Source organism: Amycolatopsis sp. WAC 01375, from assembly GCF_003947325.1.
In the GTDB taxonomy this organism is placed as follows: domain Bacteria; phylum Actinomycetota; class Actinomycetes; order Mycobacteriales; family Pseudonocardiaceae; genus Amycolatopsis.
This window is the reverse complement of record NZ_QHHW01000039.1, coordinates 110,526-136,829: the sequence shown is the minus strand read 5'-3', so window position 1 is coordinate 136,829 and position 26,304 is coordinate 110,526. Positions and strand designations below refer to the sequence as shown.

25 protein-coding genes are annotated in these 26,304 nt (G+C 68.7%); 12 read left to right on the top strand and 13 right to left on the bottom strand.

All coding sequences use genetic code 11. The features are described from left to right. Positions 1-9: 9 nt before the first annotated feature. Both DL991_RS28195 and lanKC read right to left on the bottom strand, forming a co-directional pair. Positions 10-153 (bottom strand): SapB/AmfS family lanthipeptide, encoded by a 144-nt coding sequence (locus tag DL991_RS28195; protein WP_125787373.1) that lies wholly within the window; start codon positions 151-153, stop codon positions 10-12. A 39-nt stretch (positions 154-192) separates the two neighbouring features. Continuing rightward, on the bottom strand, positions 193-2,754 hold the full coding sequence (gene lanKC, locus DL991_RS28190) for a class III lanthionine synthetase LanKC (protein ID WP_125787372.1): 2,562 nt from the start codon (positions 2,752-2,754) through the stop codon (positions 193-195). 425 nt (positions 2,755-3,179) lie between these two features. On the opposite strand from lanKC, the gene DL991_RS28185 reads away from it, so the two are divergent. Next, positions 3,180-3,545 (top strand): hypothetical protein, encoded by a 366-nt coding sequence (locus tag DL991_RS28185; protein ID WP_125787371.1) that lies wholly within the window; start codon positions 3,180-3,182, stop codon positions 3,543-3,545. Next, positions 3,538-3,960 carry a hypothetical protein gene (locus DL991_RS28180; protein WP_199754102.1) on the top strand — a complete coding sequence of 141 codons (423 nt, stop codon included), beginning with the start codon at positions 3,538-3,540 and terminating at the stop codon, positions 3,958-3,960. The genes DL991_RS28185 and DL991_RS28180 overlap by 8 nt, the downstream gene beginning before the upstream one ends. Before the next feature lie 151 nt (positions 3,961-4,111). Here the strand turns inward: DL991_RS28180 and DL991_RS28175 are convergent, their stop codons facing one another. From DL991_RS28175 to DL991_RS28165, 3 genes are all read right to left on the bottom strand, one after another. Then, positions 4,112-5,098 carry an MCE family protein gene (locus DL991_RS28175; protein WP_125787370.1) on the bottom strand — a complete coding sequence of 329 codons (987 nt, stop codon included), beginning with the start codon at positions 5,096-5,098 and terminating at the stop codon, positions 4,112-4,114. A gap of 109 nt (positions 5,099-5,207) precedes the next feature. Then, positions 5,208-5,588: a PPOX class F420-dependent oxidoreductase gene (locus DL991_RS28170; protein ID WP_125787369.1), complete on the bottom strand. Its 381-nt coding sequence runs from the start codon at positions 5,586-5,588 to the stop codon at positions 5,208-5,210. A 36-nt stretch (positions 5,589-5,624) separates the two neighbouring features. Further along, positions 5,625-6,017 carry a MerR family transcriptional regulator gene (locus DL991_RS28165; protein ID WP_125787368.1) on the bottom strand — a complete coding sequence of 131 codons (393 nt, stop codon included), beginning with the start codon at positions 6,015-6,017 and terminating at the stop codon, positions 5,625-5,627. A gap of 55 nt (positions 6,018-6,072) precedes the next feature. Between DL991_RS28165 and DL991_RS28160 the strand changes: the two genes are divergently transcribed. Beyond that, positions 6,073-7,017, top strand: coding sequence for an SDR family NAD(P)-dependent oxidoreductase (locus tag DL991_RS28160; RefSeq protein ID WP_125787367.1), 945 nt, complete (start codon positions 6,073-6,075; stop codon positions 7,015-7,017). On the opposite strand, the gene DL991_RS28155 is transcribed toward DL991_RS28160, so the two are convergent. After that, a complete protein-coding gene (locus tag DL991_RS28155; protein ID WP_125787366.1) occupies positions 7,014-8,102 on the bottom strand; it encodes an alpha/beta hydrolase in 1,089 nt (362 codons plus the stop codon). The genes DL991_RS28160 and DL991_RS28155 overlap by 4 nt on opposite strands. Before the next feature lie 139 nt (positions 8,103-8,241). Between DL991_RS28155 and DL991_RS28150 the strand changes: the two genes are divergently transcribed. Both DL991_RS28150 and DL991_RS28145 read left to right on the top strand, forming a co-directional pair. Continuing rightward, positions 8,242-9,444 carry a sensor histidine kinase gene (locus DL991_RS28150; protein ID WP_125787365.1) on the top strand — a complete coding sequence of 401 codons (1,203 nt, stop codon included), beginning with the start codon at positions 8,242-8,244 and terminating at the stop codon, positions 9,442-9,444. Continuing rightward, a complete protein-coding gene (locus tag DL991_RS28145; RefSeq protein ID WP_125787364.1) occupies positions 9,441-10,088 on the top strand; it encodes a response regulator transcription factor in 648 nt (215 codons plus the stop codon). Before DL991_RS28150 ends, DL991_RS28145 begins: the two co-directional genes overlap by 4 nt. Here the strand turns inward: DL991_RS28145 and DL991_RS28140 are convergent. The 3 genes from DL991_RS28140 to DL991_RS28130 form a co-directional block, all read right to left on the bottom strand. After that, entirely contained in the window at positions 10,078-10,722 is a 645-nt protein-coding gene (locus tag DL991_RS28140) for a GNAT family N-acetyltransferase (RefSeq protein ID WP_125787363.1), read from the bottom strand. The genes DL991_RS28145 and DL991_RS28140 overlap by 11 nt on opposite strands. Before the next feature lie 102 nt (positions 10,723-10,824). Beyond that, positions 10,825-11,028, bottom strand: coding sequence for a cold-shock protein (locus DL991_RS28135; protein ID WP_005149851.1), 204 nt, complete (start codon positions 11,026-11,028; stop codon positions 10,825-10,827). A gap of 448 nt (positions 11,029-11,476) precedes the next feature. Next, positions 11,477-12,997, bottom strand: a complete 1,521-nt coding sequence (locus DL991_RS28130; protein ID WP_125787362.1) for a nucleobase:cation symporter-2 family protein — start codon at positions 12,995-12,997, stop codon at positions 11,477-11,479. 211 nt (positions 12,998-13,208) lie between these two features. On the opposite strand from DL991_RS28130, the gene DL991_RS28125 reads away from it, so the two are divergent. From DL991_RS28125 to DL991_RS28115, 3 genes are all read left to right on the top strand, one after another. Further along, positions 13,209-17,669, top strand: coding sequence for a DUF6531 domain-containing protein (locus DL991_RS28125; RefSeq protein ID WP_125787361.1), 4,461 nt, complete (start codon positions 13,209-13,211; stop codon positions 17,667-17,669). Between the two features lie 70 nt (positions 17,670-17,739). Next, positions 17,740-18,948 (top strand): amidohydrolase family protein, encoded by a 1,209-nt coding sequence (locus tag DL991_RS28120; RefSeq protein WP_125787360.1) that lies wholly within the window; start codon positions 17,740-17,742, stop codon positions 18,946-18,948. 153 nt (positions 18,949-19,101) lie between these two features. Beyond that, on the top strand, positions 19,102-19,935 hold the full coding sequence (locus DL991_RS28115; RefSeq protein ID WP_233599038.1) for a MarR family transcriptional regulator: 834 nt from the start codon (positions 19,102-19,104) through the stop codon (positions 19,933-19,935). Here DL991_RS28115 and DL991_RS28110 read toward each other — a convergent pair. Beyond that, positions 19,903-20,490 (bottom strand): dihydrofolate reductase family protein, encoded by a 588-nt coding sequence (locus DL991_RS28110; protein WP_125787358.1) that lies wholly within the window; start codon positions 20,488-20,490, stop codon positions 19,903-19,905. The two genes, DL991_RS28115 and DL991_RS28110, sit on opposite strands and share 33 nt — an antisense overlap. A gap of 132 nt (positions 20,491-20,622) precedes the next feature. Continuing rightward, positions 20,623-20,955, bottom strand: coding sequence for a MerR family transcriptional regulator (locus DL991_RS28105; RefSeq protein ID WP_125787357.1), 333 nt, complete (start codon positions 20,953-20,955; stop codon positions 20,623-20,625). Between the two features lie 772 nt (positions 20,956-21,727). On the opposite strand from DL991_RS28105, the gene DL991_RS28100 reads away from it, so the two are divergent. Next, complete coding sequence (locus tag DL991_RS28100; protein ID WP_125787356.1) at positions 21,728-21,988, top strand: hypothetical protein; 261 nt, start codon at positions 21,728-21,730, stop codon at positions 21,986-21,988. Here DL991_RS28100 and DL991_RS28095 read toward each other — a convergent pair. Next, on the bottom strand, positions 21,893-22,867 hold the full coding sequence (locus tag DL991_RS28095) for an RNA polymerase sigma-70 factor (RefSeq protein ID WP_233599042.1): 975 nt from the start codon (positions 22,865-22,867) through the stop codon (positions 21,893-21,895). The genes DL991_RS28100 and DL991_RS28095 overlap by 96 nt on opposite strands. A gap of 169 nt (positions 22,868-23,036) precedes the next feature. On the opposite strand from DL991_RS28095, the gene DL991_RS28090 reads away from it, so the two are divergent. The 3 genes from DL991_RS28090 to DL991_RS28080 are packed head-to-tail and all read left to right on the top strand — an operon-like array spanning position 23,037 to position 25,474. Continuing rightward, positions 23,037-23,516 (top strand): carboxymuconolactone decarboxylase family protein, encoded by a 480-nt coding sequence (locus DL991_RS28090; protein ID WP_233599037.1) that lies wholly within the window; start codon positions 23,037-23,039, stop codon positions 23,514-23,516. 30 nt (positions 23,517-23,546) lie between these two features. Continuing rightward, complete coding sequence (locus DL991_RS28085) at positions 23,547-24,293, top strand: SDR family oxidoreductase (RefSeq protein ID WP_125787355.1); 747 nt, start codon at positions 23,547-23,549, stop codon at positions 24,291-24,293. A 38-nt stretch (positions 24,294-24,331) separates the two neighbouring features. Continuing rightward, positions 24,332-25,474 (top strand): cytochrome P450, encoded by a 1,143-nt coding sequence (locus DL991_RS28080; RefSeq protein ID WP_370307930.1) that lies wholly within the window; start codon positions 24,332-24,334, stop codon positions 25,472-25,474. A gap of 126 nt (positions 25,475-25,600) precedes the next feature. On the opposite strand, the gene DL991_RS28075 is transcribed toward DL991_RS28080, so the two are convergent. Continuing rightward, positions 25,601-26,239: an NAD(P)H-dependent oxidoreductase gene (locus DL991_RS28075; RefSeq protein WP_125787353.1), complete on the bottom strand. Its 639-nt coding sequence runs from the start codon at positions 26,237-26,239 to the stop codon at positions 25,601-25,603. Positions 26,240-26,304: the final 65 nt, after the last annotated feature.

Here is a 26,304-nt window from a genome sequence, read left to right as displayed (position 1 = left end):
AGCCGTGACTCAGTGGCAGGTCAGCAGGCTGATCGTGCTGTTGGCGCAGGAGGCCAGCAGGCTGAGGTTGCTCGCGCCGCCGTGGCTGCCACCGCCGCCGCCTTCGAGGACCTCGGGGGTTTCCAGAGCCTGCAGGTCGAGAACCAGTTCCATGGTGTTCCCTTTCACTAGTTATCTCTTGGTCCGCCGTCCTCACTGGACAGCAGTTCGGGAGGACAGGAAGGGCAGCGCGGCCTTCCCGTCCAGGGTGGCGGCGAGGGCGAGCAGAACGCCCGCGCCACCGGTGACGACGTCCATCGACAGCCGCAGCAGCTGGTTGCCGGGGAACGCCAGGCCGCCCTTGTACGGCACCGCGTACCAGGCCAGCCGGGAAAGATGCAGGTCGATGGCGTCGCGGACGCGCCGGTCCGGTTCGGCGCCCATGGCCAGCGCGGTCATCAGCCCGCCCCGTCCGAACAGCAGACCGGGGTGGATGACGAACTCGCCGCGGCACGCTTCACGCAGGCCGGGAAGGCTCTTCAACGCCTCCGCGCCGGGACGGTGCTTCGCGAGTTCCTCGGCGACCATGAGGATCCCGGCGCTGCCGACACCCGCGTAGGGCAGCGTCCGGGTCTCGCCGTCGCGGACCTGCAGCGAGCCGTCGTCGGACTCGGCGCACTCCTCGATGTCCCGCTCCAGCGCCTGGTCGGCGAAGGACAGCCAGCCCTGTTCGCGAGTGCGCTCGAACAGCCGGATGAACAGCAGCGCCGGACCGGACCAGCCGTTGAGCAGCCCGGCCCTGGCGAAGCCGCCCGGCGGGTCGGCGGTTTCGAGTGCTTCGGCGAGCCGGACGGCGGTGGCGAGTGCCTGCCTGCCGAACTCGTTGTCCTTGCGGGCCACCGCGAAGTGCAGCTGGGTGAGCCCGATCCCGCACAGGCCGCCTTCCAGGCCGTGGTCGGTGGTCTGCTCGACCAGCGTCGCCGACGCCGACAGCAGTTTGGTGGCCTCGTCCCGGTATCCGAGCTCGTCGAGGACGTAAGCGATGCCGTAGGAGCCGTCGTAGAACCCCGGGCGTCCCGGCGGTTCGCGGCGGATCGAGTCCAGCAGCCAGCGTTCGTGCTCCAGGTGGCGCTCGCCGCCGACCGTTTTCAGGGCGTGGAGGACGCCGGCCGCGCCGTAGCCGAAGCACGCTCCGCCGACGCGGAACTGTTCGATGTCGCCGGGGAAGAGCCGGTCGGTGCGTTCGGGGGTCGCGCTGGCGAGGATCGCCTCGATGATCTGCTTGCGGACCAGTGCCCAGTCCGGCTTGTCCTGGTCGAGCTCGGTCGCGCTCGAGGGCGAAGGGCCGTTCCGGGGCGCGAGTTCGGCGACGATCGAGTCGGCGTAGCCCTCCGGGACGTCGAAGCGCTGCTGAACGAAGTCCGCGAGCCCGCGCAGCTTCGCCGGGGCGAGTTCGAGGAGCGTCGTGAGCGGCAAGAAGATCCACAGCTTCAGGACGGCGAGCGCGTACTCGTCGACCTCGAACCCGTTCCGGTCCCGCGGGGCGCGGAAACCGGGGGCACCGAGGGCGGGCCGCGTGCCGGCTTCGACGTCGGACGCCATCTCGAAGTCGATCAGCGAGACGGAGTCGTCCTTCCCATCCTCGCCGTCGCCGCCGTCGACCAGGATGTTCTGGGAGTGCAGGTCGCCGAAGACGATGCCTCGGCCGTGCACCTCGCCGACCATCGCCTCCACCCGCCGGACCAGCGCCAACGCGCGTTCGGTGTACGCGGCGATGTCGGCCTCGGTGGTGTCGCGCCGGGTGAGCGGGTAGTTGCGGGCGAGCCAGTTGCCGAGCGAGACGCCCGGCATGTACTCCATCGCCAGGAAGTGGTGCTCCCAGACGGTGAAGCGGTCGAAGGCGGTGGGGATGCCGTCGATGCCCTTCAGCCGGTCCAGCACCTCGTGCTCGCGGCGGAGGCGTTCGACGGCGTCGACCTCGTCGCGGTCCAGGCCGGCGAACGGCCTGGCCTCCTTGAGGACCACCCGCTCGTCGTCGGCCTTCCGGTCGGCGAGGTACACGCCGCCGCCGTTGGAGAAGTGCAGCGAGCTTTTCACCTGATAGGGGAATCGATCCGCGCCGCCACCCTTGCGAGCTGCGAGATGAGGGGCGAGGAACTCCGGAATCGTCACCCAGTCGGGTACGGAGAAGGTCGGTTCGCGCTTATCCGGCACCAGCGTGCCGTCCGGTTTACGGACCGCGAGGACCCGCTTGCCGTCGAGTTCGACCCATTGCTCGGCGAATCCGCCGTAGCGGACGTAGAGCGGCCCGGCACCATACCGGAGATCACTGAGAATGTACGCCCCGGGTTCCCCGTCGAGCTTCGCGGACAACTCGACGAGAACGCGCTCGAGCTCGTTGTTGTCAGCTGGATAAAGAGTGAGCAACTTTCCGCTTCCGTCACGCGGAGCGTATTTCGAATTCCTTGCCAGCAGGGTGCCCCGCGAACGCAGATGCTTGTAGGCCACCTCGTGCTCGACACAATGCTCGTGCACCTTCACGAGCACGCGCTCGGCGTTGCCCAAACCTGCGGATACGTGGATTTTCCAGCCCTGCAAAGGAAGGTTTCGAGCATCAGGGTGCAGCAGCCGCCATACTCCGCGCACTCCGGTGCGCCAACCCGACTCGGGAGCGGGCAACAGGGAGGCGAAATCGTCGGCGGCGTCCCCGTTTTCCCGCTGCTCATCGAAGAACAGAGGATCGGCGAAGCAATACGCTTCGTACCGGACGTCCATCGAGCGCCCCCTCCTTGGCACCAATCGGATGGGCCATGTGCACCATCGCGATGGAGAATATTCCACCCGCCGGATAGCGAACGGCCAATCCGCCATACCGGGGGTTCGGATGGGCTGTTCAGGGTCGTGAATTCGAAGCCTACCGAATGGTAGGGGTACCCAGCGTGAGATCAACTCGAATTTCAACCACCCGGTCGGTGTGTAACAGGAACGGACCGACGTCGTAATCCCTGGTCGAAGCGGCGAAAACAATAACCGCCGCCGAATTGGCCGACCGCCAACCGAACGCGCTTCGTGATCTATTCACCCGAGGTCTGGACCACTGTCGCGCCCCGTGGCGCCCGCCACGCGGGCCACCGGTCGCCCGACGGCGGAGATCAGCCCGGAGGTACGTTGTCGCCGGTGGAGCAGTCAAGGAGGCGGACGTGATCACAGGCTTCGCGGTGACCGTCGCGATCTGCGCGACGCTGGTCGCGATATGGAGTTTCGTGCAGTCCGCACGCAAGAAGCTGCCGGACAACGCACTGCTCGGCGGCCTCGCCGTGGTCGAGCTCCTCCTGGTGGCGCAGCTCGTGATCGGCGTCGTACAGCTGATCGGCGGCGGCCGCCCCGGCAGCATGGCCACCTACCTCGCGTATCTGATCGGCTGCCTGGTCGTGCTCCCGCTCGGGACCTTCTGGGCGCTGGCCGAGCGCACCCGGTCGAGCACCGCGATCCTCGGCATCACCTGCCTCGCCATCCCGGTGATGGTGCTCCGGCTGCACGAGGTCTGGGCGGGCGCCAGTGCCTGAAGAAACCGAGGAGAAGACTGTGGACACCGCGGCGGCCAAGGCCTCCGGCCCTGGACGGATCCTGGTCGCCGTGTACGCGATCTTCGCGCTGGCGGCGACCTCACGTGCCGCCGTGCAGATCAGCACCAAATTCCACGAGGCCCCGCTGGCCTACACGCTCTCCGCGTTCGCGGCCGTCGTCTACCTCCTGGCCACCGTGGCATTGGCCCGCCGCGGCGCGGGATGGTGGCGGATCGCGCTGGTCGCCTGCGGCGTCGAACTGCTCGGCGTGCTGACCGTCGGCACGTTCAGCCTCTTCGACCGCGAGGCCTTCCCGCACGCCACCGTGTGGTCGGTGTACGGACAGGGTTACCTCTTCATCCCGCTGGTGCTGCCGGTGATCGGGCTCTTCTGGCTGCGGCGGACGAAGCCCTGACGGGTCTGGGGCTCCTGAGCAGCGCCCCGACACCGAACTCGCGTGATCGAACACGTATCTCGCGTGATTGGACGCCGAACACGAGAGTTACGGCTCCAATCACGCGAGTTGCGCCTCTGATCACGCGAGTCGCGACTTAGCCCTCGAACCCTCACTTGTCGAAACAGCCCTTTTCGTTGAGCGGGCCGAAGGTGGGCAGGACGAGCCCGCACAGGTAGCCGTCGATCCAGCGCCCGTTGCCCGCGACGTTGGTCAGCACCCGGATCGCCGGCGCGAACGCCGCGATCCCCTTGGCCAGCGAATCCTGGTTGCGCTGCAGCATCGACGTCAGCCGGTCGAGTTGTTCGAGCACCGGGCCGAGTTGTCCGTCGTTGTCGGCGATGATGCCGTCGAGCGCGGTCGCGAGCCGTTTCGAGCCGTCGAGCAGGTCCTTGATCGCCTGCTGCCGGGTGGAGATCGCGCGTAGCAGCGCGTTGCCGTCCTGGACGAGCCGCTGGACCTCGGCGTCGCGGTCGACGAGGGTCTGCGAGACCTGCCGCGTGTTCGCGACCAGCGTCCGGAGTTGCCGGTCGCGGGAGGCGATGGTGCCGGAGAGCTTCGAGATCCCGTCGAGCGCGGCGCGGACGTCGGACGGCGTATCGGCGAAGGTCGCCGAAATCGTGTCGAAGCTTTTCGCGAGCTGATCGACGTCGATCGCGTCGACGGTTTTCGACAGATCCCGAAATGCTTCAAGGACGTCGTACGGCGCGGTGGTCCGCCGCAGCGGGATCGGGTCGCCCGGATCGAGGACCGCTTCGCCGCGCGGATCGAGCGCCAAATACTTCTGCCCCAGGACGTTCTTGATCTGAATGGACGCGCTCGTCGCGTCGCCGACCCAGGCGTCCTTCACCCGGAAGGAGATGAGCACGCGATCGCCTTCGAGGTCGATCTCGGACACCTTGCCGACCTTCACGCCGGCGATCCGGACGTCGTTGTCCACGCGCAGCCCGCCCCCGTCGGAGAATTCGGCGGAATAGGTGACGCCGCCACCGATCACCGGCAGGGCGTCGGCGTTCAGCGCCGCCGCCATCCCGAGGGCCATCGTGGCGAGACCGGCGATCGCCGTCTTGACCGGATCCATCGCGCCGAAGGACCTCATCGCCTCACCTCGCAGGTCACGAGCGGCAAAGCTTAGGGGTCACTCCTGCCCGTCGCCAGGCGAAACGTTGCACCGATCGGGTGGCAACGTCTGTCCATTGTGGACCCTGCTAAGTGTCGAGCCTGACTTCGTAATGAAGCGTCTTGTACTTCTTCAGCCGGTGCGCGAGCGGGACGAGGAAGCCGTGCAGGAGCCGGTGCTTCCTGGCCAGGAGATCGGCCGCGTGCCTGGCCTCGGTACCGTCGAGCAGGCGAACCCGCCCGTGCACGGCCTCCCCTGTCGGGGTGCCGCGGAACGTCGAAGGGGCGATCTCGATCCGCGGATCGTTCCGCAGTCGCTTGGCCTTCCACGCCGCGTCATATGTTCGGATGTACGCGTGATCCCCTTCGACGGCGATGTTGACCGGCGTCCCGATGGGCGTCCCGTCCCGTTTGAAGGTCTTCAGCAGGATTGTCTTCTGGTCGGTGAACCTGGTGAGCTGCGTCGTCATACCCCTGGGACGGAGCCGCCGCACGAAACGTGACGGCTAACGCCAGAGCTCGTTCGCCGTCCCGCGCGCGACATGTTCCTCGTAGATCTCGACCTTTCGGCTGATCAGTTCCAGGCAGTCGGCCAGCTCGGCGATCCGGTCGCGGACGGTGTTCTGATGGTCCCGGAGCAGCTCCAGCCGCTTTTCCTCGTTTCCCGGCCCCTGCCGGACGAGTTCGGCGAAGGCGCGAATGGTGGCGAGCGGCATTCCGGACGCCCGGAATTTCGTGCAGTTCAGCAGCCATTCGACGTCGTGTTCGGTGTACACGCGGCGGCCGTTCGCATCCCGTTTCACCGGCGCCGCGAGCAGTCCTTCCTTCTCGTAGAAGCGAAGCGCGTGCACGCTGAGGCCCGTCCGGTCGGTGACCTTGCCGATCGCGAGTTCCGTCACCTCGCCGACGATAGCGCTTGTCCTAGAGCGCCCTCTAGCTCCTAGCGTCCGCCCCATGAGCACCTCACAGCACAAGATCGGGTCCGGCTTCGGCGCGCGCAGCACCGCCGGGGAAGTACTGAGCGGGATCGACCTTTCGGGCAAGGTCGCCGTCGTCACCGGCGGATATTCGGGGCTGGGGCTGGAAACCACGCGTGCCTTGGCGAACGCGGGCGCGCACGTGGTCGTCCCCGCCCGTCGTCCGGCCGACGCCGAGGCCGCGCTCGCCGGGATCCCCGGCACCGAGGTCGGCGAGCTCGACCTCGCCGACCTGACCAGCGTCGAGGCCTTCGCCCGCGGGTTCCTCGGCACCCGGCGCCCGATCGATCTGCTGATCGCGAACGCCGGGATCATGGCCGCGCCGGAACGGCGGGTCGGCTCCGGCTGGGAGTCGCATTTCGCGATCTGCCACCTTGGTCATCACGCCCTGGTGAACCGGCTTTGGCCCGCGCTGAAGGCGGCGGACGGCGCGCGCGTCGTCACGGTGTCCTCCGCCGGTCACCATTCCTCGCCGATGCGCTGGGACGACGTCCAGTTCGAGCGCGGCTACGACCGGTGGCTCGCCTACGGCCAGGCCAAGACGGCGAACGTGCTGTTCGCGGTGCGGCTGGACACGCTCGGCGCCGAATACGGGATCCGCGCGTTCAGCCTGCATCCGGGTGCCATCCTCACTCCCTTGCAACGGCATCTGCGACAGGAGGAGATGGTCGAGCGCGGCTGGATCGACGAGCACGGCGACCTTGCCGACCCGAGCTTCAAGTCGCCGGAGCAGGGCGCGGCCACGCAGGTCTGGGCGGCGACGTCACCGCTGCTCGACGGGATGGGCGGGCTCTACTGCGAGGACTGCGACGTCGCCGAAGTCGCCGCCGAAGAGGGCGAGTTGGTAGGCGTGCGCCCGTATGCGATCGATGCCGGTGAGGCCGCGCGGCTCTGGGAGCTCTCCGAAAACCACACGGCCTAGTTCCAGAACTTGATCTCGGGGTTGCCCGCCACCGGCCCGTCGAGCAGCGGCTGATGCCCGCCGCGCAAGTTCTTGTCGAAGAACGCGGAGACGTACGCCCTGGTCAGCTCCATGCCGCGCTCGCCACCGAGCAGACCGGGCTGGCTGAGGCCGAGCTGCTCACCGAGCACGCCGACGTCGGTGAAGGACGCGTGCCCCGCCGCCGCGACGCTGATCCAGCGCTTCCAACCGGTGAGGTTCGGCCAGCTGCCCGCCCACGTCGTGTCCGGACCGGCCGGGGTGTACTCGCTCTCGCGGCCGAGCAGCAGGAACGGCCGGTCGATCCCGGACGCGGGGATCGGCGACCACAGCCTGCCGTCCAGGTCGGCGCCCGCACGGATCCGCCGGTCGTCGACCATCGCGGTCGGCGTGCTGTACCCGCCGATGGAATGCCCCGCCATGCCGATGCGGGTCCGGTCGATCAGCCGCGACCAGGGTGACGAAGGCCTGGTCAGCGTGTCGAGGACGAACGAGACGTCCGCGGAACGGATCGGCGGCAGCAGTTTCGAGTCCGAGCCGCACGCCGCGCATTCGGTGACGTGGCCGTCCGGGAAAGCGGTGCCGTGGGACTCGTGGTTGTGACCGATCAGCGCGACGACGAACCCCTTGCTCGCCAGCTCTTCCGCGAGCCCGGTGAGCGTCGTGCGCGGTTTGCCGAATCCCGGCGACAGGACGACGAGCGCGCGCTTTCCCGGCCGGGCCGGGGCGTCGACCCTGGCACTGGTCCGGATCCCGGAGACCAGGCCGGGGTCGATGTCGGGCAGACCCGATTCGGTCAGGAACGCCTTGGCCTCGGCGAAGGTGAGGTACGGCCGCTTCGGGCCGATCGGCAGCAGCGCCGGATAGAACATCGACACCATCAGCTCGCGCGGCCCGGACGGCACCCACGGATCCTTGCGCGAAGTGTCGACGAGGTGCAGGTCGGTGGAACCGAGGGGATGCGAGCCGGTCGGCGGTGGCAACGTCAGTCGCGGGGCCGCCGCGGCCGGACTCGCCATGGCCGCCATGCCGGCGAGGGCGAGCAGTGCGACGAGAAGCCTTCTCATGAGGGTTCCGTTTCTGTCGAGGATCTTCCTTCATCCATCCTGGAGCCCGCCGACGTATTCTCGCGTCTGTCGTAAGGTGTATCCCGGGGTCTGCCGTAAGAGGGATCCGCGCCGCCCGATACGGGATTACGCTCGACTGGTGCCGGCCTTCCTCAGGAATCACCCGAGAGCCGTCGACCGCGGCCTGACCCTCCTCATCGGACTGTCCACTGTGGTCACAGCCGATGACCCGGAGGGCTTCGAGTGGTGGGTTGCCTCCTTGGTGGCCTTGGCTTCTTTGCTCGTCCGGCACCGGAATCCCACAATCACCTTCGCGGCCGGGGGCACGGTCTCGCTGCTGCATCTGGCGATGGGCAACGATCTCAAACCCGTCGACGTCGTGGCGCTGATCGGCCTCTTCTCCGTCGCGGCCTGGGGATCGCGCCGGCGTTCGCTGGGGCTGCTGGCGGCCGGACTGTTCGTCGCTGGAGCGTGGTCTTTCTATGCTGCCGAAGCGAACACGCGGACACCGGTCCCGACGCCGCCGCGGATCATCATCATCGATCCGCTGGCGCCGGTCGCCACCGATGCCGACGACGACCAAGTGCAGGATTGGGGCGGTTTTCCGGCTATCGGCCTGTCGCTCGGAGTGGCGTGGCTGGCCGGGCTGAACACGCGGCAGCGCCGGATCCGGCTGTCGGTGCTGGAACAGCGGGCCGCCGATCTCGAACGCGAGCGCGACACCCAGGCCGCGCTGGCCGTGGCCGCCGAACGCGGCCGGATCAGCCGCGAACTGCACGACGTCGTCGCGCACGCGCTTTCCGTGGTGGTCCTGCAGGCGCAGGGCGCCCAGGCGGAACTGGACCGGCGGCCCGAGCGATCGCGGGAGGCGCTGGACGCCATCGTCGACACCGGGCGGACCGCGTTGAGCGAGATCCGGCGGCTGCTCGGCGCGCTCGGCCAGGACGAGCCGGACTGGGAACCCCGGCCCGGTGCGGAACGCCTGCCGCGGCTGGCCGCCGACATCCGGTCCGCGGGCACGCCGGTCGGGTTCCGCGTCGAAGGGGAACCCCGGCCACTTTCGTCCACAGTGGACCTGGCGGTCTACCGGATCGTGCAGGAGTCGCTGACGAACGTGCTGAAACACGCCGGTCCGGACGCGGCGGTGACTATCGTGATGCGGTACGAGCCCGGGACACTGGAGATCGAGGTGACCGACGACGGCGTCGCGGCGGAAGCGCCGTCCGGCACCGGGCACGGCCTCGAAGGGATGCGGGAGCGAGTGAACGTACTGGGCGGCACCTTCGAAGCGGGACCACGGCCTGGCCGCGGCTTCGCCGTCCGCGCGTCCCTGCCGTCATGACGATCCGGGTGGTCATCGCCGACGACCAGGCGCTCGTGCGCACCGGCCTGCGGATGATCCTGGACAACGCGGACGACATCGACGTCGTCGGCGAGGCGGGTGACGGCGCGGAGGCCGTCGCGCTGGTGGCTGAGCTCGATCCCGACGTCGTGCTCATGGACATCCGGATGCCCGAAATGGACGGCGTCGAGGCCACCGCCGCGATCGCCGCGGCCTATCGCACCCGTGTACTGGTGCTGACCACCTTCGACCTGGACGAATACGTCTACGCCGCGCTCCAGGCGGGCGCGAGCGGCTTCCTGCTCAAGGACTCGCTGGCACCGGATCTGCTCGCCGGCGTCCGCGTGGTCGCCGACGGCGAGGCCACCCTCGCGCCCACCGTCACCCGGCGGCTGCTCGACCGCGTCGTCACCGGCCTGCCCACGTCGCCACCGGACGACAGGCTCGCGCTGCTCACCGGACGCGAACACGAGGTGCTCCAGCAGCTGGCGCGCGGCCTGTCCAACGCCGAGATCGCCGGATTGCTGTACCTCTCGCCGGGGACGGTGAAGACGCACGTCGGCCGGATCCTCACGAAACTCGGCCTCCGCGACCGCGTCCAGGCCGTCGTCTTCGCCTACGAGTCCGGGATGATCAGCCGCTGACCGCGGCGGGCGTGCGCCAGTGCTTGCCGCGACGGGGCCGCCGGTGCTGGCCGCGCCTGCCGAGTTCACTCAGGTCGTCCGAAGGGCGGGCGGCGAACTCCTCGGCGGTGATGCCCATCCGCACGAGGTACTTGATCTCGCCGCGCACCACCTCGGTGTCGCGCAGCCTGCCTTCCTCGCGGAAGCCGAGCCCGCCGTGCAGCGAAAGCGACGCGAGATTGCCGCCGTACACGGTGACCTCGCATTTGCGGAAACCGCGCCGGCCGAACATATGCGCCAAAAGGACGGTGATGGCGTCCGTGGCGTAGCCGCAGCGCTGGTGACGAGGGGCGATCCCGATGCCGTAGCCGAACCGGCCGGTCACCGGGTCGGCGCCGATGGTGCAGACCGACCCGACCAGCATCCGGCCGCGCACCGTCTCGATCCCGAAGTGGATGTCGTCGCCCGAGGATCCCGAACGGTGTGAGGCCCAGTGCCGGTGTCCGCCGCCGACCAGCGGCGTCGCCTCACGGGCCATGTCACGGTCGAACCCCATCAGGACCCGGCGGTCGCGGAGACCGACCTCGCGCAACCGCACCTTCCGCCCGACCTGCTCGGGCTCCAGGGCGGTGCGGCTCACCGCGTCCGGCCGCACGACTGCTCACGAACGATCACAAGCATGCTTGGACGATATCGGTACCCGAAACGCCCGAAGGCCCCCACCCGGTACGGATGGGGGCCTTCGGTGTGAAGAAAGTCAGATGGCGACGACGCGCTGGGCCTGCGGGCCCTTCTGACCTTGGCCGATCTCGAACTCGACGCGCTGCCCTTCGTCCAGGGACTTGAAACCGCTGCCCTGGATCTCCGAGTAGTGCACGAAAACGTCCGGTCCGCCGTCGTCCTGAGCGATGAAGCCGAAGCCCTTTTCGCCGTTGAACCACTTAACGCTGCCCTGAGCCATACTTTTCTACCTGCTCTTCATAGCGAGTCTGAGCCCATTCGATGCCCCGATCTCGCCGTCTATTGTCGCAGGTCTTGCCGCGATGCACACGTCGCCGTCCCAAATTAATACAGATCGCCTGGTCAACGGCACCCTCGGCGGGTCGCCGGGCGGGTCGGATCGCCGATTTTCGACGTCTTCGGGCTTGACCGTGACCCTGCGTCAGGGGCGGAGCCGCGCTCGGAGGGTTCCGGTCGGACGACGGCGAAAGGTCGCGCGGTTCGCCCGCGGGGAGTAGCGAGTGATATCCGACACATCCCACCACCGGCTCCGCTTCGACCGGCCGGGCCAGGGTGCCCCCAATGTGGCATTGGGGACACCGAGCGTCCCCAATGCCACATTGGGGGCACCAGTCGAGCCGTAACGGGGCGGCAGGCGACGGCGAACTCGCCCACCGTGCCCGGTCGCGTCAGTGCCCTTCGGGTTCGGAGCCGATCCGGTAGGGCACGGGCTTGCCGTCCGCGTCCCGCACCGGAACCGGATTGCCGTCGGCGTCCACGATCTTGCCGTCGACGATCCGGTCGCCGTCCTTGAGCCGCGAGAAGGCCTTGAGATCGGAGTAGTCGATCACCCTGGTCGCCGTCGCGAACACCGACGGGTCGCTGCCCTTGCCCGGCTTCAGGTGATTGAACAGCAGGTTCAGCACGACGGCCATGAGCGCGGCGGAGCTGATCCCCGAGTGGAAGATGGTGCCGACCCACGCCGGGAAGTGGTGGTAGAACTCCGGCGCCGCGATCGGGACCATGCCCAGCCCGACCGAAGCCGCGACGATCACCAGGTTCATGTTCCCGTTGTAGTCCACTTTGGACAGTGTCCTGATCCCGGACGCCGCGACCGTGCCGAACAGCACGAGGCCCGCCCCGCCCAGCACCGGGTACGGGATCGCGGCGACCACCCTGCCGAGTACCGGGAGCATGCCGAGGACCAGCAGGATCACGCCGCCCGCGGTCACCACGAACCGGCTCCTGACGCCGGTGATCGCGACGAGACCGACGTTCTGGGCGAACGCGCTCTGCATGAACCCGTTGAAGACCGGCGCGATCGCCGAGGACGCCATGTCGGCGCGCAGCCCGTCGCCGATCCGGCGTTTGCCGACCCGCGTGCCGACGATCTCCCCCACCGCGAGCATGTCGGCCGTGGTCTCGGTGAGGGTCACGAGCACGACGATGAACATCGACACGATCGCGGCGACGTCGAAGGTCGGCGCGCCGAAACCGAACGGGGCCGGCACCGCGAAGATCGGGCCGTCCCAGACCCGGGAGAAGTCGGCCTTGCCCAGTACGGCGGCCAGCACGGTGCCCACCACGATCGACAGGAGGATCGAGAGCCGGGAGATGGCCGGGACGGCGACCTTGCTGAGCAGCAGCACGATCGCCAGCGTCATCGCGGCCAGCCCGATGTTGGAGACCGAGCCGAACTCCGGCGACTTGGTGTTGTTGCCCATCGCCCACTGGGCCGCGACCGGCATCAGGCTGAGCCCGATCACGGTGATCACCGTCCCGGTGACGACCGGCGGGAAGTACTTCACCAGCCGGGAGAACACCGGCGTGATGAGCAGGCCGAGCAGCGCGGACGCGATCACGGAGCCGAACACAGCGGGCAGCCCGCCGTCGGCCACGATCGCGGTCATCGTCGCCACGCCCGCGAAGGAGGTGCCCTGGACCAGCGGCAGCCGGGAGCCGAAGAAGGGGACGCCGAACGACTGCAGGATCGTCGCCAAGCCGCCGATGAACAGGCACGACGCGACGAGCAGCCCGATCTCGGCCGTCGAAACGCCCGCGGCGCCGCCGATGATCAGGGGCGGCGCGATGATCCCGCCGTACATCGTCAGGACGTGCTGGATGCCGTAAGTGAAACTCTTGCCGATCCCGAGCCGTTCGTCCTCGGGCCTGCCGCCTGCCGCCGGTTCGGCCTGCGTCCTCTTCACCATGGATCCGCCTCTCCGTCGAAGCGAGCGATGCGGGAAATTTCAATCTGCGGAGGTTAACTTCCACATCGCAGAACTTGCAAGACCCTGCCCATAGGGGTCGTCCTCCCGGCGGGCGGACAAAGATCCTTTCCGCACGGGGGCACCGGACCGCGGCGGTGGTAGAAATCAGCTGCCCAGTCGGCGAGGGTCCCGAGGCAGAAAGACGGCACACATGGCGAATCCGCTGGTCGCTGAACGTCAGGACTCCACCAAGGGCCACTCCGGTGTCCCGCTGCTGGAATCGGCGATCGACCTTAAAGAGGGCATCGAGAAGGGCGACTGGGCCGCGGTCGCGATGGGTGCCGTCGGGACGGCTCTCGACGCGCTGTCGATGGCCATGGATCCGTTCGGCTCGATCCTCGCCGCGGGCGTCGGCTGGCTGCTGGAACACGTCGGCCCGCTCTCCGACGCGCTCGACGCCCTGACCGGCGACGCGGATCAGATCAAGGCGCAGGCCGAAACCTGGTCCAACATCGCCAAGGAACTCGGCGCCATCGGCACGGATCTGTCCGATCTGGTCAAGGCCGACTTGCAGACGTGGGCGGGCGATGCCGCCGACCGTTACCGCGAACGATCCCAGGACACGGTCACCGTGCTCACCGCCGCGCAGAAGGGCTGCGAAGGCGCCTCGAGCGGAGTCAAGACCGCGGGCGAGGTCGTCGCCGCTGTCCGCACGCTCGTCCGCGACATCATCGCCGAACTCGTCGGCCACCTCATCAGCTGGGCGCTGCAGGTGCTGTTCACCCTCGGCATCGGCCTGACGTGGGTGGTGCCGCAGGTCGTGACCGCGGTCGCCAAGACGGCCTCGAAGATCGCCGATCTCACCACCAAACTCGTCAAGGCGCTCAAGGGCCTGATGCCGCTGCTCAAGAAGGCCGACACGCTCTTCGACGACGCCGCCAAGGCCCTGCGCAAGCTCCAAGGCGGCAAGGTGGACGCCCCGCCGCCGCCCAAGACCAAGGGTGGGAACGATCGCGGGATCGATCCCAAGAAGGACAAGGACGACGAGAGCACCACCAGCTCCAGCGCCGACGGCGGTGGCGGCCGCGACAAGGGCGGCGACAGCAACACCAACGACAAGGGCAACAACACCAAGAACGACAACGACCAGACGAACACCAGCGGCACCGGCAACGGCGGCACCCGCGACCGGGGCGGCAACAACGACTCCACGAAGAAGGACGGCAACGGCGACCGGTCGACGTCGTCGGATTCCAAGAACTACTGCGGTGACCCCGTCGACGTCGCGACCGGTGAGGTCGTCATGACCCAGGTCGACGTAACGCTGCCCGGCGACGCGGCGGATCTGGAGCTTTCCCGCACGCATCTGTCGTCCTACGGCGCCGGCCGATGGTTCGGTCCATCTTGGACGTCCACAATGGACCAGCGGTTGGTCTTCGCGGGCGACCGGATCCGGTTCTACGCCGAAGACGGGATGGTGCTGGATTACCCCATCCCTGCCCACGAACCCGTTTTGCCGCGGCAAGGTCCGCGCCACCGGCTGCGCCGCGCTCCGGACGGCTACCGGCTGTCGATCGGCGATCGCGAGCTGCTCTTCGCCGGCGACCGCGGCGTCCTGCCGCTCAGGGCCATCGAACAGAACGGAAGCCGCACCGAGTTCGGCTACGCGGCCGACAGCACGCCCGCGAGCATCCGCCGTGACGACGGCGTCGAACTCGCGATCGGCACCGCGAACGGGCGGATCGTCGCGCTCGGGGCTCCGGGGCAGCCGCCGTTGGTGAGTTTCTCGTACAACCGGCTCGGCCAGCTGAGCACGGTCACCGACTACGCCGGTCGCCCCATGGCACTCGACTACGACTTCGGCCACCGCCTCGTCGGCTGGCGTGACCGCACGGGCACCTGGTACCGGTACGTCTACGACGACGCCGGCCGCTGCGTCCGCGCCGTGGGCGCGAACGGCTACTACAACGCGACGTTCGTCTACGAGCCCGGCACGACCCGGCACACCGACGCGCTCGGCCACACGTGGACGTATCGCCTCAATGACGCCAAGCAGCTGATCGAACGGGTCGACCCGCTGGGCAACTCCCGGCGCTACAGCTGGAACCGGCGCGACGAGCTTCTGTCCCAAGTGGACGAACTCGGCCGCGAGACCGGCTACGAGTACGGCGACGACGGCGAACTGGTGGCCGTCCACCGCCCCGCGGGCTCCACCGTGCGGCTGACACCCGCCGCCGGCGGCGAGGTCCGGCTGTCCGCGGGCGATGTCCAGCGGGTGGTCCCCGAATTCGATCCGGCCACGACCCTGGCGGGCACCGGCTTGCCGGTGCACATCCCGGACGCGCCGAATCCGCTCGACGACGAACCCGTGACGGACCGCCCCGGCGACCGCGACCTGTTCGGCCGCCCACGTCTCACGTACACGGCTTCCGGCGGCGAAGCGAGGCTCGGCTGGACGGCCGACGGCCGCCGTGCCTGGCGGCTCGGCCCGCACGGCGGTCGCGAGACGTGGGTGCACGACGCGGAAGGTCACGTCGTCGAGCACCGTGACGCGACGGGTGCCGCGCGGCGCCGCAAGTACGGCCCGTTCGGTCTCGTCATGGAGGAGACCGACGCCGCGGGGGCGCGCACGCTGTACACCTACGACGGCGAGCTGCGGCTCACCTCGGTGACCAACCCGAACGGCCTCGTCTGGCGGTACGTCCGCGACGCCGCCGGCAGGCTCGTCGAGGAGGTCGACTACGACGGCCGCCGAATCGGCTACGCCTACGACGCGGCGGGCCGGCTGCTCCGCATGACCAACGGCACGGGTGACGCGACCGAGTACGACTACGACCTTCAGGGCAACATCGTCGCCCGGCGTACCCCGGACGACGTCACGTCGTACGAATACGACGCGCTCGGCAGGATGACCGTCGCAGAGAACGCCGAGTCGCGGGTCGAACTCGTCCACGACGGCGATCAGGTGGTCACCGACACGATCAACGGGCTCGGCGTGTGCCTGCGCCACGACGGCGAAACGCTCGTCCGCCGCACATCGTCCGGTGTGGACAGTGAGTGGCGCTTCACCGAAGCGGGACTGCCGAGTTCCCTGCGGATCGCCGGTCACGAGGTCGGCTTCGCCTACGACGCCGCCGGACGGGAGATCACGCGCAGCGTCGACGGCGCCGTGGTGCTCCGGCGGCGATTCGACGCGGAAGACCGGCTCGCCGAAGAGGACATCGCGGGTGTCGGGCGGCGTGTCTACCGCTACCGCCCGGACGGCAGGCTCGCCGCCGTCGACGACGCGATCCGGCCATGGCAGCTCTCCTTCGACCCCACGGGCCGGGTCAGCGAGGCACGCGGGCCCGCCGGAGTCGAACGGTTCACCCACGACGCGGCGGGCAACCTCGCCGTCGACGAGACCCACTACAGCGATGACGAGCGGGGCAGGGTCACCGCCGATCGGTCGTGCGCCTACGAATGGGACCACCTCGATCGGCTGCGTTCCGCGCGCACACCCGACGGCGCGCTCTGGACCTACCACTACGACCCGCTCGGGCGGCGGTTCGCCAAACGCCGCTGGCTGCTGGGGCCGGAAGGGGAAGCCGAGCTCACCTTCGACGTCCGGTTCCTGTGGAGCGGGATGAACGTCGTCGAGCGGATGGATTACGACCCCGCCGACGAGTCCTATCGGCTCTTCACCTGGGAGCGCTACGACGACGACCGTCCCGTCGTCCAGATCGAGCGCACCGGCGCCCTCGAAGACGCCGTGTTCCGTGCCGTGATCACGTCACCGGCCGGAACGCCGACCGAGTTGCTCGACGAGCACGGCGCGCTGGTCTGGCAGGACCGCAGCAGTTTCTGGGGCGTGCCGTTGCCCGACGCGGACACCGCGGCGATGCCGCTGGCGTTCCCCGGCCAGCACCGCGACGAGGAAACCGGGCTGCACTACAACGTTTTCCGGTACTACGACCCGCGAACCTCGCGATACCTCAGCCAGGATCCGCTCGGGCTCGCCGCCGCGGCCAACCCTGTCGGCTATGTCGAGCAGCCGCTGCTCATCGGCGACCCGCTCGGCCTGGCCGGTTCCTGCGGCAAGACCGGGCCGGGCAGTCAGCAGCGGCCCCAGCCGGCAGGCCCCAGTGCGCAGCCGCCGCCGCTGCGAAGGAGCCCGAGGAAACCTCCCATCAACGTCGACAAGATGTCGAAGGAGGAATTCGACAAGTTCAAGCCGAAACTCGACGAGATCTTGAAGGCGGACAAGCACTTCTTCTGGTCCGGCGGCACCAAGAAACGCAAACGCGGCGAAGATGACGAGTACCTCGGCTCCGTCGAGGAGAAGGCCACCAAGATCGCGAAGCAGAACGGTGGCAACACGCTCGAAGGGACCCTCAAGGACAACAACGTCAAGATGCCCGGGTGGATCAACGATCCCAACGACCCGCGGAAGCCGCTCGTCCAGGAGAAATGGGACTACGTCTCCGAAACCTTCGCCAAGAACTCCAACAAGGACACGCACGTGGTCTTCCCCTACTGGCCGGGCAAGGGACACGACGTCTACCCGCATCGCCGCGAGGACAACGTGTTCGACGTGACCGAGTACCCGAGGCTCGAGAAGATGGGGATCGACGACATCACCAAGCACAACGCGGAAACCGGGCACACCCGCCCGTACCGGCACACCAAGTGAGTCACCTGACGTTGCTCCCGCGAACCCACTTTGGTATACCAAAGGGACCGCGTCGAGAAGGGTGTTCACCGTGTTGATCCGTGACGTCCGCCCGTGGGGTGGACAGCACAGCGACGTCGAAGTGGCCGATGGCCGGATCACCGCGGTACGGCCGCACGATCCGGCCGCCACGACGGCACCCGACACGGTCGACGGGCGCGGGCGGCTGCTGTTCCCGTCGTTCAGCGACGTGCACGTCCACCTGGACTCGACCCGGATCGGCCTGCCGTTCCGGCCGCATACGGGTGCGCCGGGCGTCTGGGCGATGATGCTGAACGACCGCGAGAACTGGCGCGACGCCGAGGTCCCGCTGCCCGAACGCGTCGCCGGGACGCTGGAGCGGATGATCGCCAACGGCACCACCCGCGTGCGCACGTACGCGCAGGTGGACGTCGACTGCCGGCTCGAGAAGCTCGACGCCGTACTCGCCGCGAAGGAGCGCTTCGCCAAGCACGCGGACGTCGAGATCATGGCGTTCCCGCAGGCCGGGATCCTGCGCGAACCCGGCACCGTGGACGTGCTGGAGGCCTCGCTGCGGTCGGGCGCCACGGTCGTCGGCGGGATCGACCCGTGCTCACTGGACAAGGACCCCAAGGGACATCTCGACGTCGTGTTCGGCCTCGCCGAGAAGTACGGCGTCGAGGTGGACATCCACCTGCACGAACCGGGTCACCTCGGCGTCTTCTCGACCGACCTGGTGATCGAACGGGTCCGCGCGCTGGACATGCGCGGCAAGGTGACGATGTCGCACGCGTACGAACTGGGTTCGATCTCGGAGTCGGTGAGCCGCCGCCTGATCGACACCTTCGCGGAGCTGGACATCGCGATGGCCACCGTCGCGCCGTCCGTCGACGGCCAGCTGTCCCTCGCGGACCTCACGACCGCGGGTGTGCGCGTCGGCCTCGGCGAGGACGGCCAGCGGGACTACTGGAGCCCGTACGGCAACTGCGACCTGCTCGACCGCACCTGGCAACTGGCCTTCACGAACGGCTTCCGCCGCGACGACCTGATCGAGCTGGCGCTGGCCGTCGCCACGATGGGCGGCGCGTCGATCATGAGCCACGACGTCCCGCGGCTCGCGGGTATCGCCGACCGGCCCGGGGTGGCCGCCGGCGACCGCGCCGACCTGGTGCTGGTGGACGGCGAGACCCCGACGAGCGCGGTGATGGACCGCGGCAAGGACCGCACGGTCCTGCACGACGGCGTCGTCGTGGCGGACGGGCTTTCGGTACTCGGCTGAGGGGTCCCGTTGATCCCGAAGGGCCGACGAAGGAAAGGAGGGCGCGGCGGTGCCGGTGATCCGCCGCGGCCCGATGTCGAATCCCGGATGAGCAGTTCGTGGAGTAAGTGAGCGGCCGCCACGAGGGCGCCGCCACGACCACAGGGGATGAGAATGTCGCACCCGGAACCCGTCGCCCGCCGCATGTACGACCTGGTCGAGCCCATCGGCCTGGTGCCCTATTTCGCCGACGAGTCGGACGAGGCCCTGATGGCGCTGGGCCTGCGCAATCAGTGGGACGCCTACTTCGCCGGGCGGGCCGCGCCGTTCGGCCGGTCGGTTCCGGCCGAGGTGATCCACGCGATCTTCTACAACTTCGCGCCCGGCGAGGTGGCACGCCACCTCCCGAAGGTCTGGGAGCTGACCACACCGGAGGCGGCGCTGGCCGCCCGCGAGCGGGGATGTGTCGCCGGAATCCGGCGGATCCTCGGCGACCTCGCCGACGACCCCCGTGTCACGCGCGCCGGCGACCTCCTGATGAAAGCGGCGACCAGCGCACCGATCGAGGGACGCGCCCTCTACGCCGCTGTCCGCACGCTCCCGGTCCCGCGCGAGCCGGTGGCCAGGCTGTGGCACGCGGCCACCCTGCTGCGCGAGCACCGCGGCGACGGCCACACCGTCGCTTTGGTGACCGAGGGCATCGGCGGGACCGAGGCCCACGTGCTGCACGCCCTGTCCATCGACATGCCCGCGAAGGAGTTCGGCCGGGTCGGCCCCCTCCCCGCCGCGCAGCTCACCGCGGTCGTCGACGGTATGCGCGACCGCGGCCTGGTCGGAACCGACGGCTGGCTCACCGCCGACGGCCTGGCCACGAAGGAACGAGTCGAAGCGCTGACCGACAAGCTCGCGGAAGCGCCGTACAACGCCTTGAGCCCCGGCGAACTCGACCGTATGGTCACCGACCTCGAATCGGTCTCAGCGGTTCTCCGTGCGGCCTTCCCGTGGTAGCCGCCCGACGCGATAGCGCAGGTGGGTAGCGGTCCCGGCGATGGGTTCGCCCTGCGGGACCAGCTCGCCAAGGTGCCCGGCGAACACGGCGGTCCCCTGCCCCAGCACCACTGGGGAGAGGTGGAGGTAGACCTCGTCGAGCAGGCCCGAGGCGAGCAGCTGCCCGGCGACGTCGGCGCCCAGCACGAGTACGTCCTTGTCCCCCGCGGCTTCCTTGGCACGGCGGACCGCGGCCTCCAGCCCGTCGAAGGCGAACGTGCCGCCGTTGTCGCCGGGCAGGTCTTCCCTGGTCCGGTGGGTGACCACGAAGCTCGGGACGCCGGGCCACGGCGTTCCGCCCCACGGCCGCAGACCGAGGTCGAAGGTGTGTCTTCCGATGACGGTCGCACCGACCATCGCGTTCACTTCGTCGCGAACGCGGGCGTCGGGCCCTGCACCGGCCATCCATTCGTGCAGTCGTTCGCCGCCGTCACCCATGGGCTCGTCGGCCCGCACGTTCGGTCCGGCGGTGAATCCGTCCAGCGACATCGACACGTCCAGCACCACCTTGCTCATCGCAAGGCCTCCTTCGCTCCTGGGGCGCCGCTGTCCGGCGCTTCAGGAGGGGGTCGGAGCCGTGCCGTCCGTCTCGACATCCACGCTCGAACGCCCTCGTCCTGTCCGGACAAGGGCGTTCTCGGCGGGGTTTCAGTCCTCGGCGCGGAGTTCGGCGTTCACGCGCTGGGCTTCGTGGAGCTGATCCTCAAGGGTGACGATGCGGCAGGCGGCATCGACGGCGGTGCCCTGATCGACCAGTTCCCGCACTCGCGCGGCCAGGCGAAGCTGATACCGGGAGTAACGGCGATGGCCGCCGGCGGAACGCTGCGGGATGATCAGGCCGGCCTCGTCGAGACTGCGAAGGAAGCCTTGAGTGGCGCCGAGCATGTCGGCGGCACGGCCCATCGTGTAGGCGGGGTAGTGCTCGTCGTCGAACCTGTCGGCCCCGCTGGGCGTGGCCGGTCCTTCTTGGTCAGGGATCATTCCACCTCCACATCACAAAGGACCCCGGGTGCCAAAACGGCACCCGGGGTCCTCAGGGTTGGTTTCACCATTGTCCACCGGCGCGACCGCCGGCTTCCTGCACCCGCGTCCGGTGAACGACCGGATTGCGCGGGGATCGCTGATTCGTGACCGCGAACCACCTCCGTACTCGATGGAACTACGGCACCCGCGCGGCGCTACCTTGCCGCTGCGGGCGATCCAATGATGTCGCCGTTCCCTTCTTTCCTGTGTTTTCACCTTGCTGGGTACTGCTACTTCACCTGCCGCGAGCGACACCGCCGGAACCCTTTCACTGATCGGTCCCAGCACGCTGACGCCGCTGGTCACTGCCCGGAGCCCTGTTCCCTGATCGGCCCCGGCCACCTGACCGGTCCTGCAACTGCACTGCTTATCTACTGACTTACTTATCTACTGACCTACTGCAACTACCTGTTCTTCACGGGCGCGACCGCTCCGCCCGCGTCCTGCACTTTCCTTGCAGGGCCGGCACTACCTGGTCGAACCTTCTTCACAACCCGGCCCTGAGATCCTGCTCCCGATCACCGTCCGGGACCTGTTCCTTGATCGGCCCCGTGCCGCCTGACCGGCTTGTCTCACCTCGCGGGTAGTTACGTCATCTCCCGCGCCTGCTTGACGTTGTCTTTCTCGGTACGAGGAGAACATTACACACACCCGGCGTTGAATGTCTACCTCGGCCAGCATAGATTTTCTGAAGCGCGTCGGACGGGTGAACGCAGAAGGGGAGACGACCATGAGTGACGACCTCGCCGGGGATTCGCTCGACGAGCGGTACGGCCTGGCCATGGTTCGTGACCTGGAGGAATACGCCGAAGCGTTGTCACGGCTGGTCGAGAAGGGGCTCCAGGACCGGCGCGCGCCACTGCTTTCCGAGGCCGAGGCCTACGCCGCGGCGGAACTACTCGGCCGGTTCGCGCTCGATGAACCTTGGAGCGCCTTGAACCAGCTGGCCGCCACCCTGGCCAGCCGGATCTACCACCGCCTCGGCGCCTGAACACCGGCTGACGGTGATCTCCCGCCCCACATTCGCCAGCTTCTCCGGATTGCGCACGTGGTAGGCACCGGTGACCAAGCCGTTCTCGACCCGCACCGCCAGCACGCCGTCGATCTCCCCGTCGACCCGGATGAGCAACCCCGGCCCACCGTTGATCTGAACCGGTTCGACCGACCTTTCCGCGTCCCGTTTCCACCAGCCGGCGGCCAGCAGACGCGCCACGTTGTCCACGCCGACGACCGGCCGCAGCAGGGCGTGTTTGACCCCGCCGCCGTCGCTGAGGGCGACGACGTCCGGAGCGAGGACGTCGAGCAGGCCCTGGAGATCGCCGGTTTCGACCGCTGCCTGGAAGGCCAGGAGCGCCGCCCGGTGTTCGGCGGGAGAGCCGGCGCCGCGGGGCCTGCGCGCGGCGACGTGCGCCCGCGCCCGATGCGCGATCTGGCGCACGGTGCTCGAGGTTTTGCCGACCGCTTCGGCGATCTCGTCGTAGTCGAGTGCGAAGACCTCGCGCAGCACGAACACCGCTCGCTCGGTCGGCGCGAGCGTCTCGAGCACCAGCAACATGGCCATCGAGACGCTGTCGGCCAGCTCCACGTCCTCGGCCACGTCCGGCGCGGTCAGCAGCGGCTCGGGTAGCCACGGGCCGACGTAGGACTCCTTGCGCCTGCCGAGTGTCCGCAGCCGTTTGAGCGCCTGCCGGGTGGTGATCCGGACCAGGAACGCACGAGGGGCCAGCACCGTCGCGAAGTCCACGCCCACCCACCGGATCCAGGTCTCCTGCAGGACGTCCTCGGCGTCGGTGGCCGAACCGAGCATCTCGTAGGCCACGGTGAAAAGCAGGTTGCGGTGGGCCACGAACGCCTCGGTGGCCGACTCCATGGCGGTGTCTCGTTCGATCGTCACCGGTTCCTGCCTTTCTCGAGCGTGCCCATACGACCCCGGCCCTCCTCCTTTTGTGACGGTGGCCTGCGTCACAAGGCCGATCTGTCACGGGGATCGCGTCGCCGGGATCTCTTGGTCGCAACGCCGAAGAGAAAGGAAGCCCGCCATGCCCCCGCGGTCACGCATGCCCAACCCGATCCCCTTCGTACCCGAGATGGCCGAAGTCGCCGGCGGCCTGCACAAGGTCCTCAAGAACGGCGCGATCCCCTCGACGACCATCAGCCTGCTGCAACTGCGCGCCGGACAGCTGCTCGGCAGCACGTACTTCACGATTCGCGAAACCGGCGATCTCCGCCAAGCCGGGGAGCCCGAGGAACGCATCACCGCGGTGGCGACCTGGCAGGACGCCACCTGCTTCACCGACCCCGAACGCGTCGCGCTGGAGCTCGTGGAGGCGGTCCTCACGCCGAATCCGGCCGGCGAACGTGTCCCCGACTCGTTGTACGCCAAGGCATCCGAGTGCTACGACGCCAAGGCGCTCTGGACGCTCGTCATGGCGATCGCGCATATCGGCTTCTTCGCCCCCGCCGCGCTCATCGCCAAGCCGATTCCCGGAATGCCGCCCGGCCTCAACTACACCGACTGACTTCCCCACGCTCGAGAAAGGTTCTGAATCATGAGCAAGTTCGCAGTGGCCGGAGCGACCGGACGGCTGGGACAGCACGTCGTCGACGTCCTCGCCGAACGAGGACACCACGTCGTGCCGATGTCCCGCGCCACCGGCGTGGACATCATCACCGGTGAGGGACTCGCCGAGGCGCTCACCGGCGTCGAGGTCGTCATCGACGTCGCCTCATGGCACGGCTCCGAGCAGGAGGCGGCGACGGAGTTCTTCCGCACAGCGGCCCGCAACCTGCAGGAAACGGGCCGTCAGGCGGGGGTCGCCCGGATCGCCGCGGCGTCCATCATCGGCACCGACAAGGCCACCGCCGGTTTCATCGCCGCCAAGAAGGTGCACGAGGAACTCCTTCTGGCGGGCCCTCTCCCCGTCCGCCTCCTGCGGGCCGCACAGTTCCACGAGTTCGTCGGCCAGCTCCTGGACTGGCAGCAAAGCGACGTCGTGCACCTGCCGGCCCTGCCCACGCAGCTCGTGGCCTGCCGCACCGTCGCGGAGGAACTGGTCGACCTCGCCATGGACCCGAGCGACCCTGGACCGCCCATCCCCGAAATCGCGGGGCCCCGCAAGGAAATCATGGCGGACGCGGCCCGCATCCTCGGCGCCCGCCGGGGCATCGAAGTCGTCGGCGTCGACGGCTCGGGCATGCCCGACGCCGACATCGTCGCCGCCGGCGGCTTCCTGCCCAGCCCGCACGCCAAGCTCGCGGGCCCCACGTTCCAAGAGTGGCTCGACGCCCAGTCCTGAACGGAAGGCAGAAAATGACCGAAACCATGCCGCTTCACATGCGAAGGAACGGTCTCGACCCGATCGAGGAACTGGCGCGGGCTCGCGACGGCGAGGGGATCGTACGAGTCGAGACGCCGTTCGGCCTACCCGCGTATCTGGTCTGCCGTAAGGAAGATGTCCGCCAAGTGCTGGCGGATCCGGCCCGGTTCAGCAGCGCCACGCCGTTGCCGGGAGCCGGACAAGACGACGTCACGGCGGGACAGCTGATCAGGCTCGACCCGCCCGACCACACGCGCTTGCGACGGCTGCTCACCCCGGAATTCACCGTGCGGCGGATGAACAGGCTCGAACCGCGGATCACCGAGATCGTCCAAACGGCCCTGGACAACCTGGAGCGAGCCGGTAAACCCGCCGATCTGGTCGCGCACTTCGCGTTGCCGGTGCCGTCGCTGGTGATCTGCGAACTGCTGGGCGTCCCGTATGCCGACCGCGGCGAGTTCCACGAGCGCGCCGCGCGGATTCTCGACACCTCGTTGCCGGTGGACCAGCGGGTCGCGGCGCAACGGGAGGACCACGACTACATGGCCGGACTGGTGGCCCGCGCCCGGGCGGATCCGGGCGAGGACATGCTGGGCATGCTCGTGCGCGAGCACGGCGACGATCTCACTTCGGACGAGCTGACCGGCATCGCGGGACTTCTGCTGCTCGCCGGACACGAGACGACCGCGAACATGCTCGGCCTCGGCACGCTGGCGCTGCTGTGGCATCCGGACCAGCTGGCGTTACTCCGCGAGGATCCCGAGCTGATCGAGCCCGCCGTCGAGGAGCTGCTGCGCTGGCTGTCCGTCGTCCAGTCGCTGCCGCCGCGGACGACCACGACGGACGTGGAGATCGGCGGGCACCGCGTCCCCGCGGGATCGCTCGTGATCTGCTCGATTCCGGCAGCCAACCGCGACCCCGCCCTGATCGACGCCCCCGAGACCCTCGACATCACCCGGGGAACGACCGGCCACGTCGCCTTCGGACATGGCGCGCACCATTGCCTCGGGGCACCACTGGCGCGGATGGAGCTGCGCATCGCTCTCCCGGCGCTGCTGCGGCGTTTCCCCCGTCTCGCCTTGGCCGGTCCCGACGAGCGAGTGGAATTCCGCGCGTTCAGCCTCGTCTACGGCGTGCGCGCGTTGCAGGTGACGTGGTGAGCCCCGTTCGTCTCACGCGGGAGGCGGTCGGCTATTGAGGGTAAGGCAAACGTGGAGCGAGGAGGCTTTCTCACCTCTACGGCTGTCCGGCCGCCGTGACCGGACCAGACACGTTTGCCTTACCCCTCAAGAACTGTTCCGCGCTCGGCCGGCGGCGAAGTAGGCCCGCAGCGGAGCCACGGCGTGCTCGCCGGCGCCAGCCTCGACCGCGGCGGCCAGCGCGTTCAACTGGACCGTGGCGATGCGCACGGATACCGGGTCGGAAAGGGTGGGCACGAACTGACCCTGCTCGTCTTCGACGTCGGCGAGCTTGCCTTCCGCCTCGGTGAGCACCACCCATGGTCCGCTGACCACGTGCGCGTGACAGTCGTGCAATACCCGGCCGAGATCGGTCAGCACGTTGCGGCCGAGGCCACGCCCGGGGGTGGCCACCATGGTCACCACGCATTTGCCGTGCAACGCGGCGCCCACCATGGGCCGGGACACCCAGTCGACCGCGTTCTTGAGCACGCCCGGAATCGAGCTGTTGTACTCCGGTGTGACGACGAGCAGACCGTCCGCCTCGCGGACGGCCTCACGCCACCGCTCGACCGGAGCCGGGCCGCCCTCCCGGGAATCGAGATCTCCGTTGTACAGCGGCAGATCGCCGAGTCCGTCGAAGACATCGATCGTCATCCCCTCCGGGGCCAGCTGCCGAACGGCCGCCAGCAGCCGGGTGTTGAACGACTCCTTGCGAAGCGATCCGGAAATGCCGAGAATCCGCAACTCACCACACTCGCATTCGTTTCGTAACGGTCCATGAGGGATTCCCGCCGTTCGGGGCGGTACCG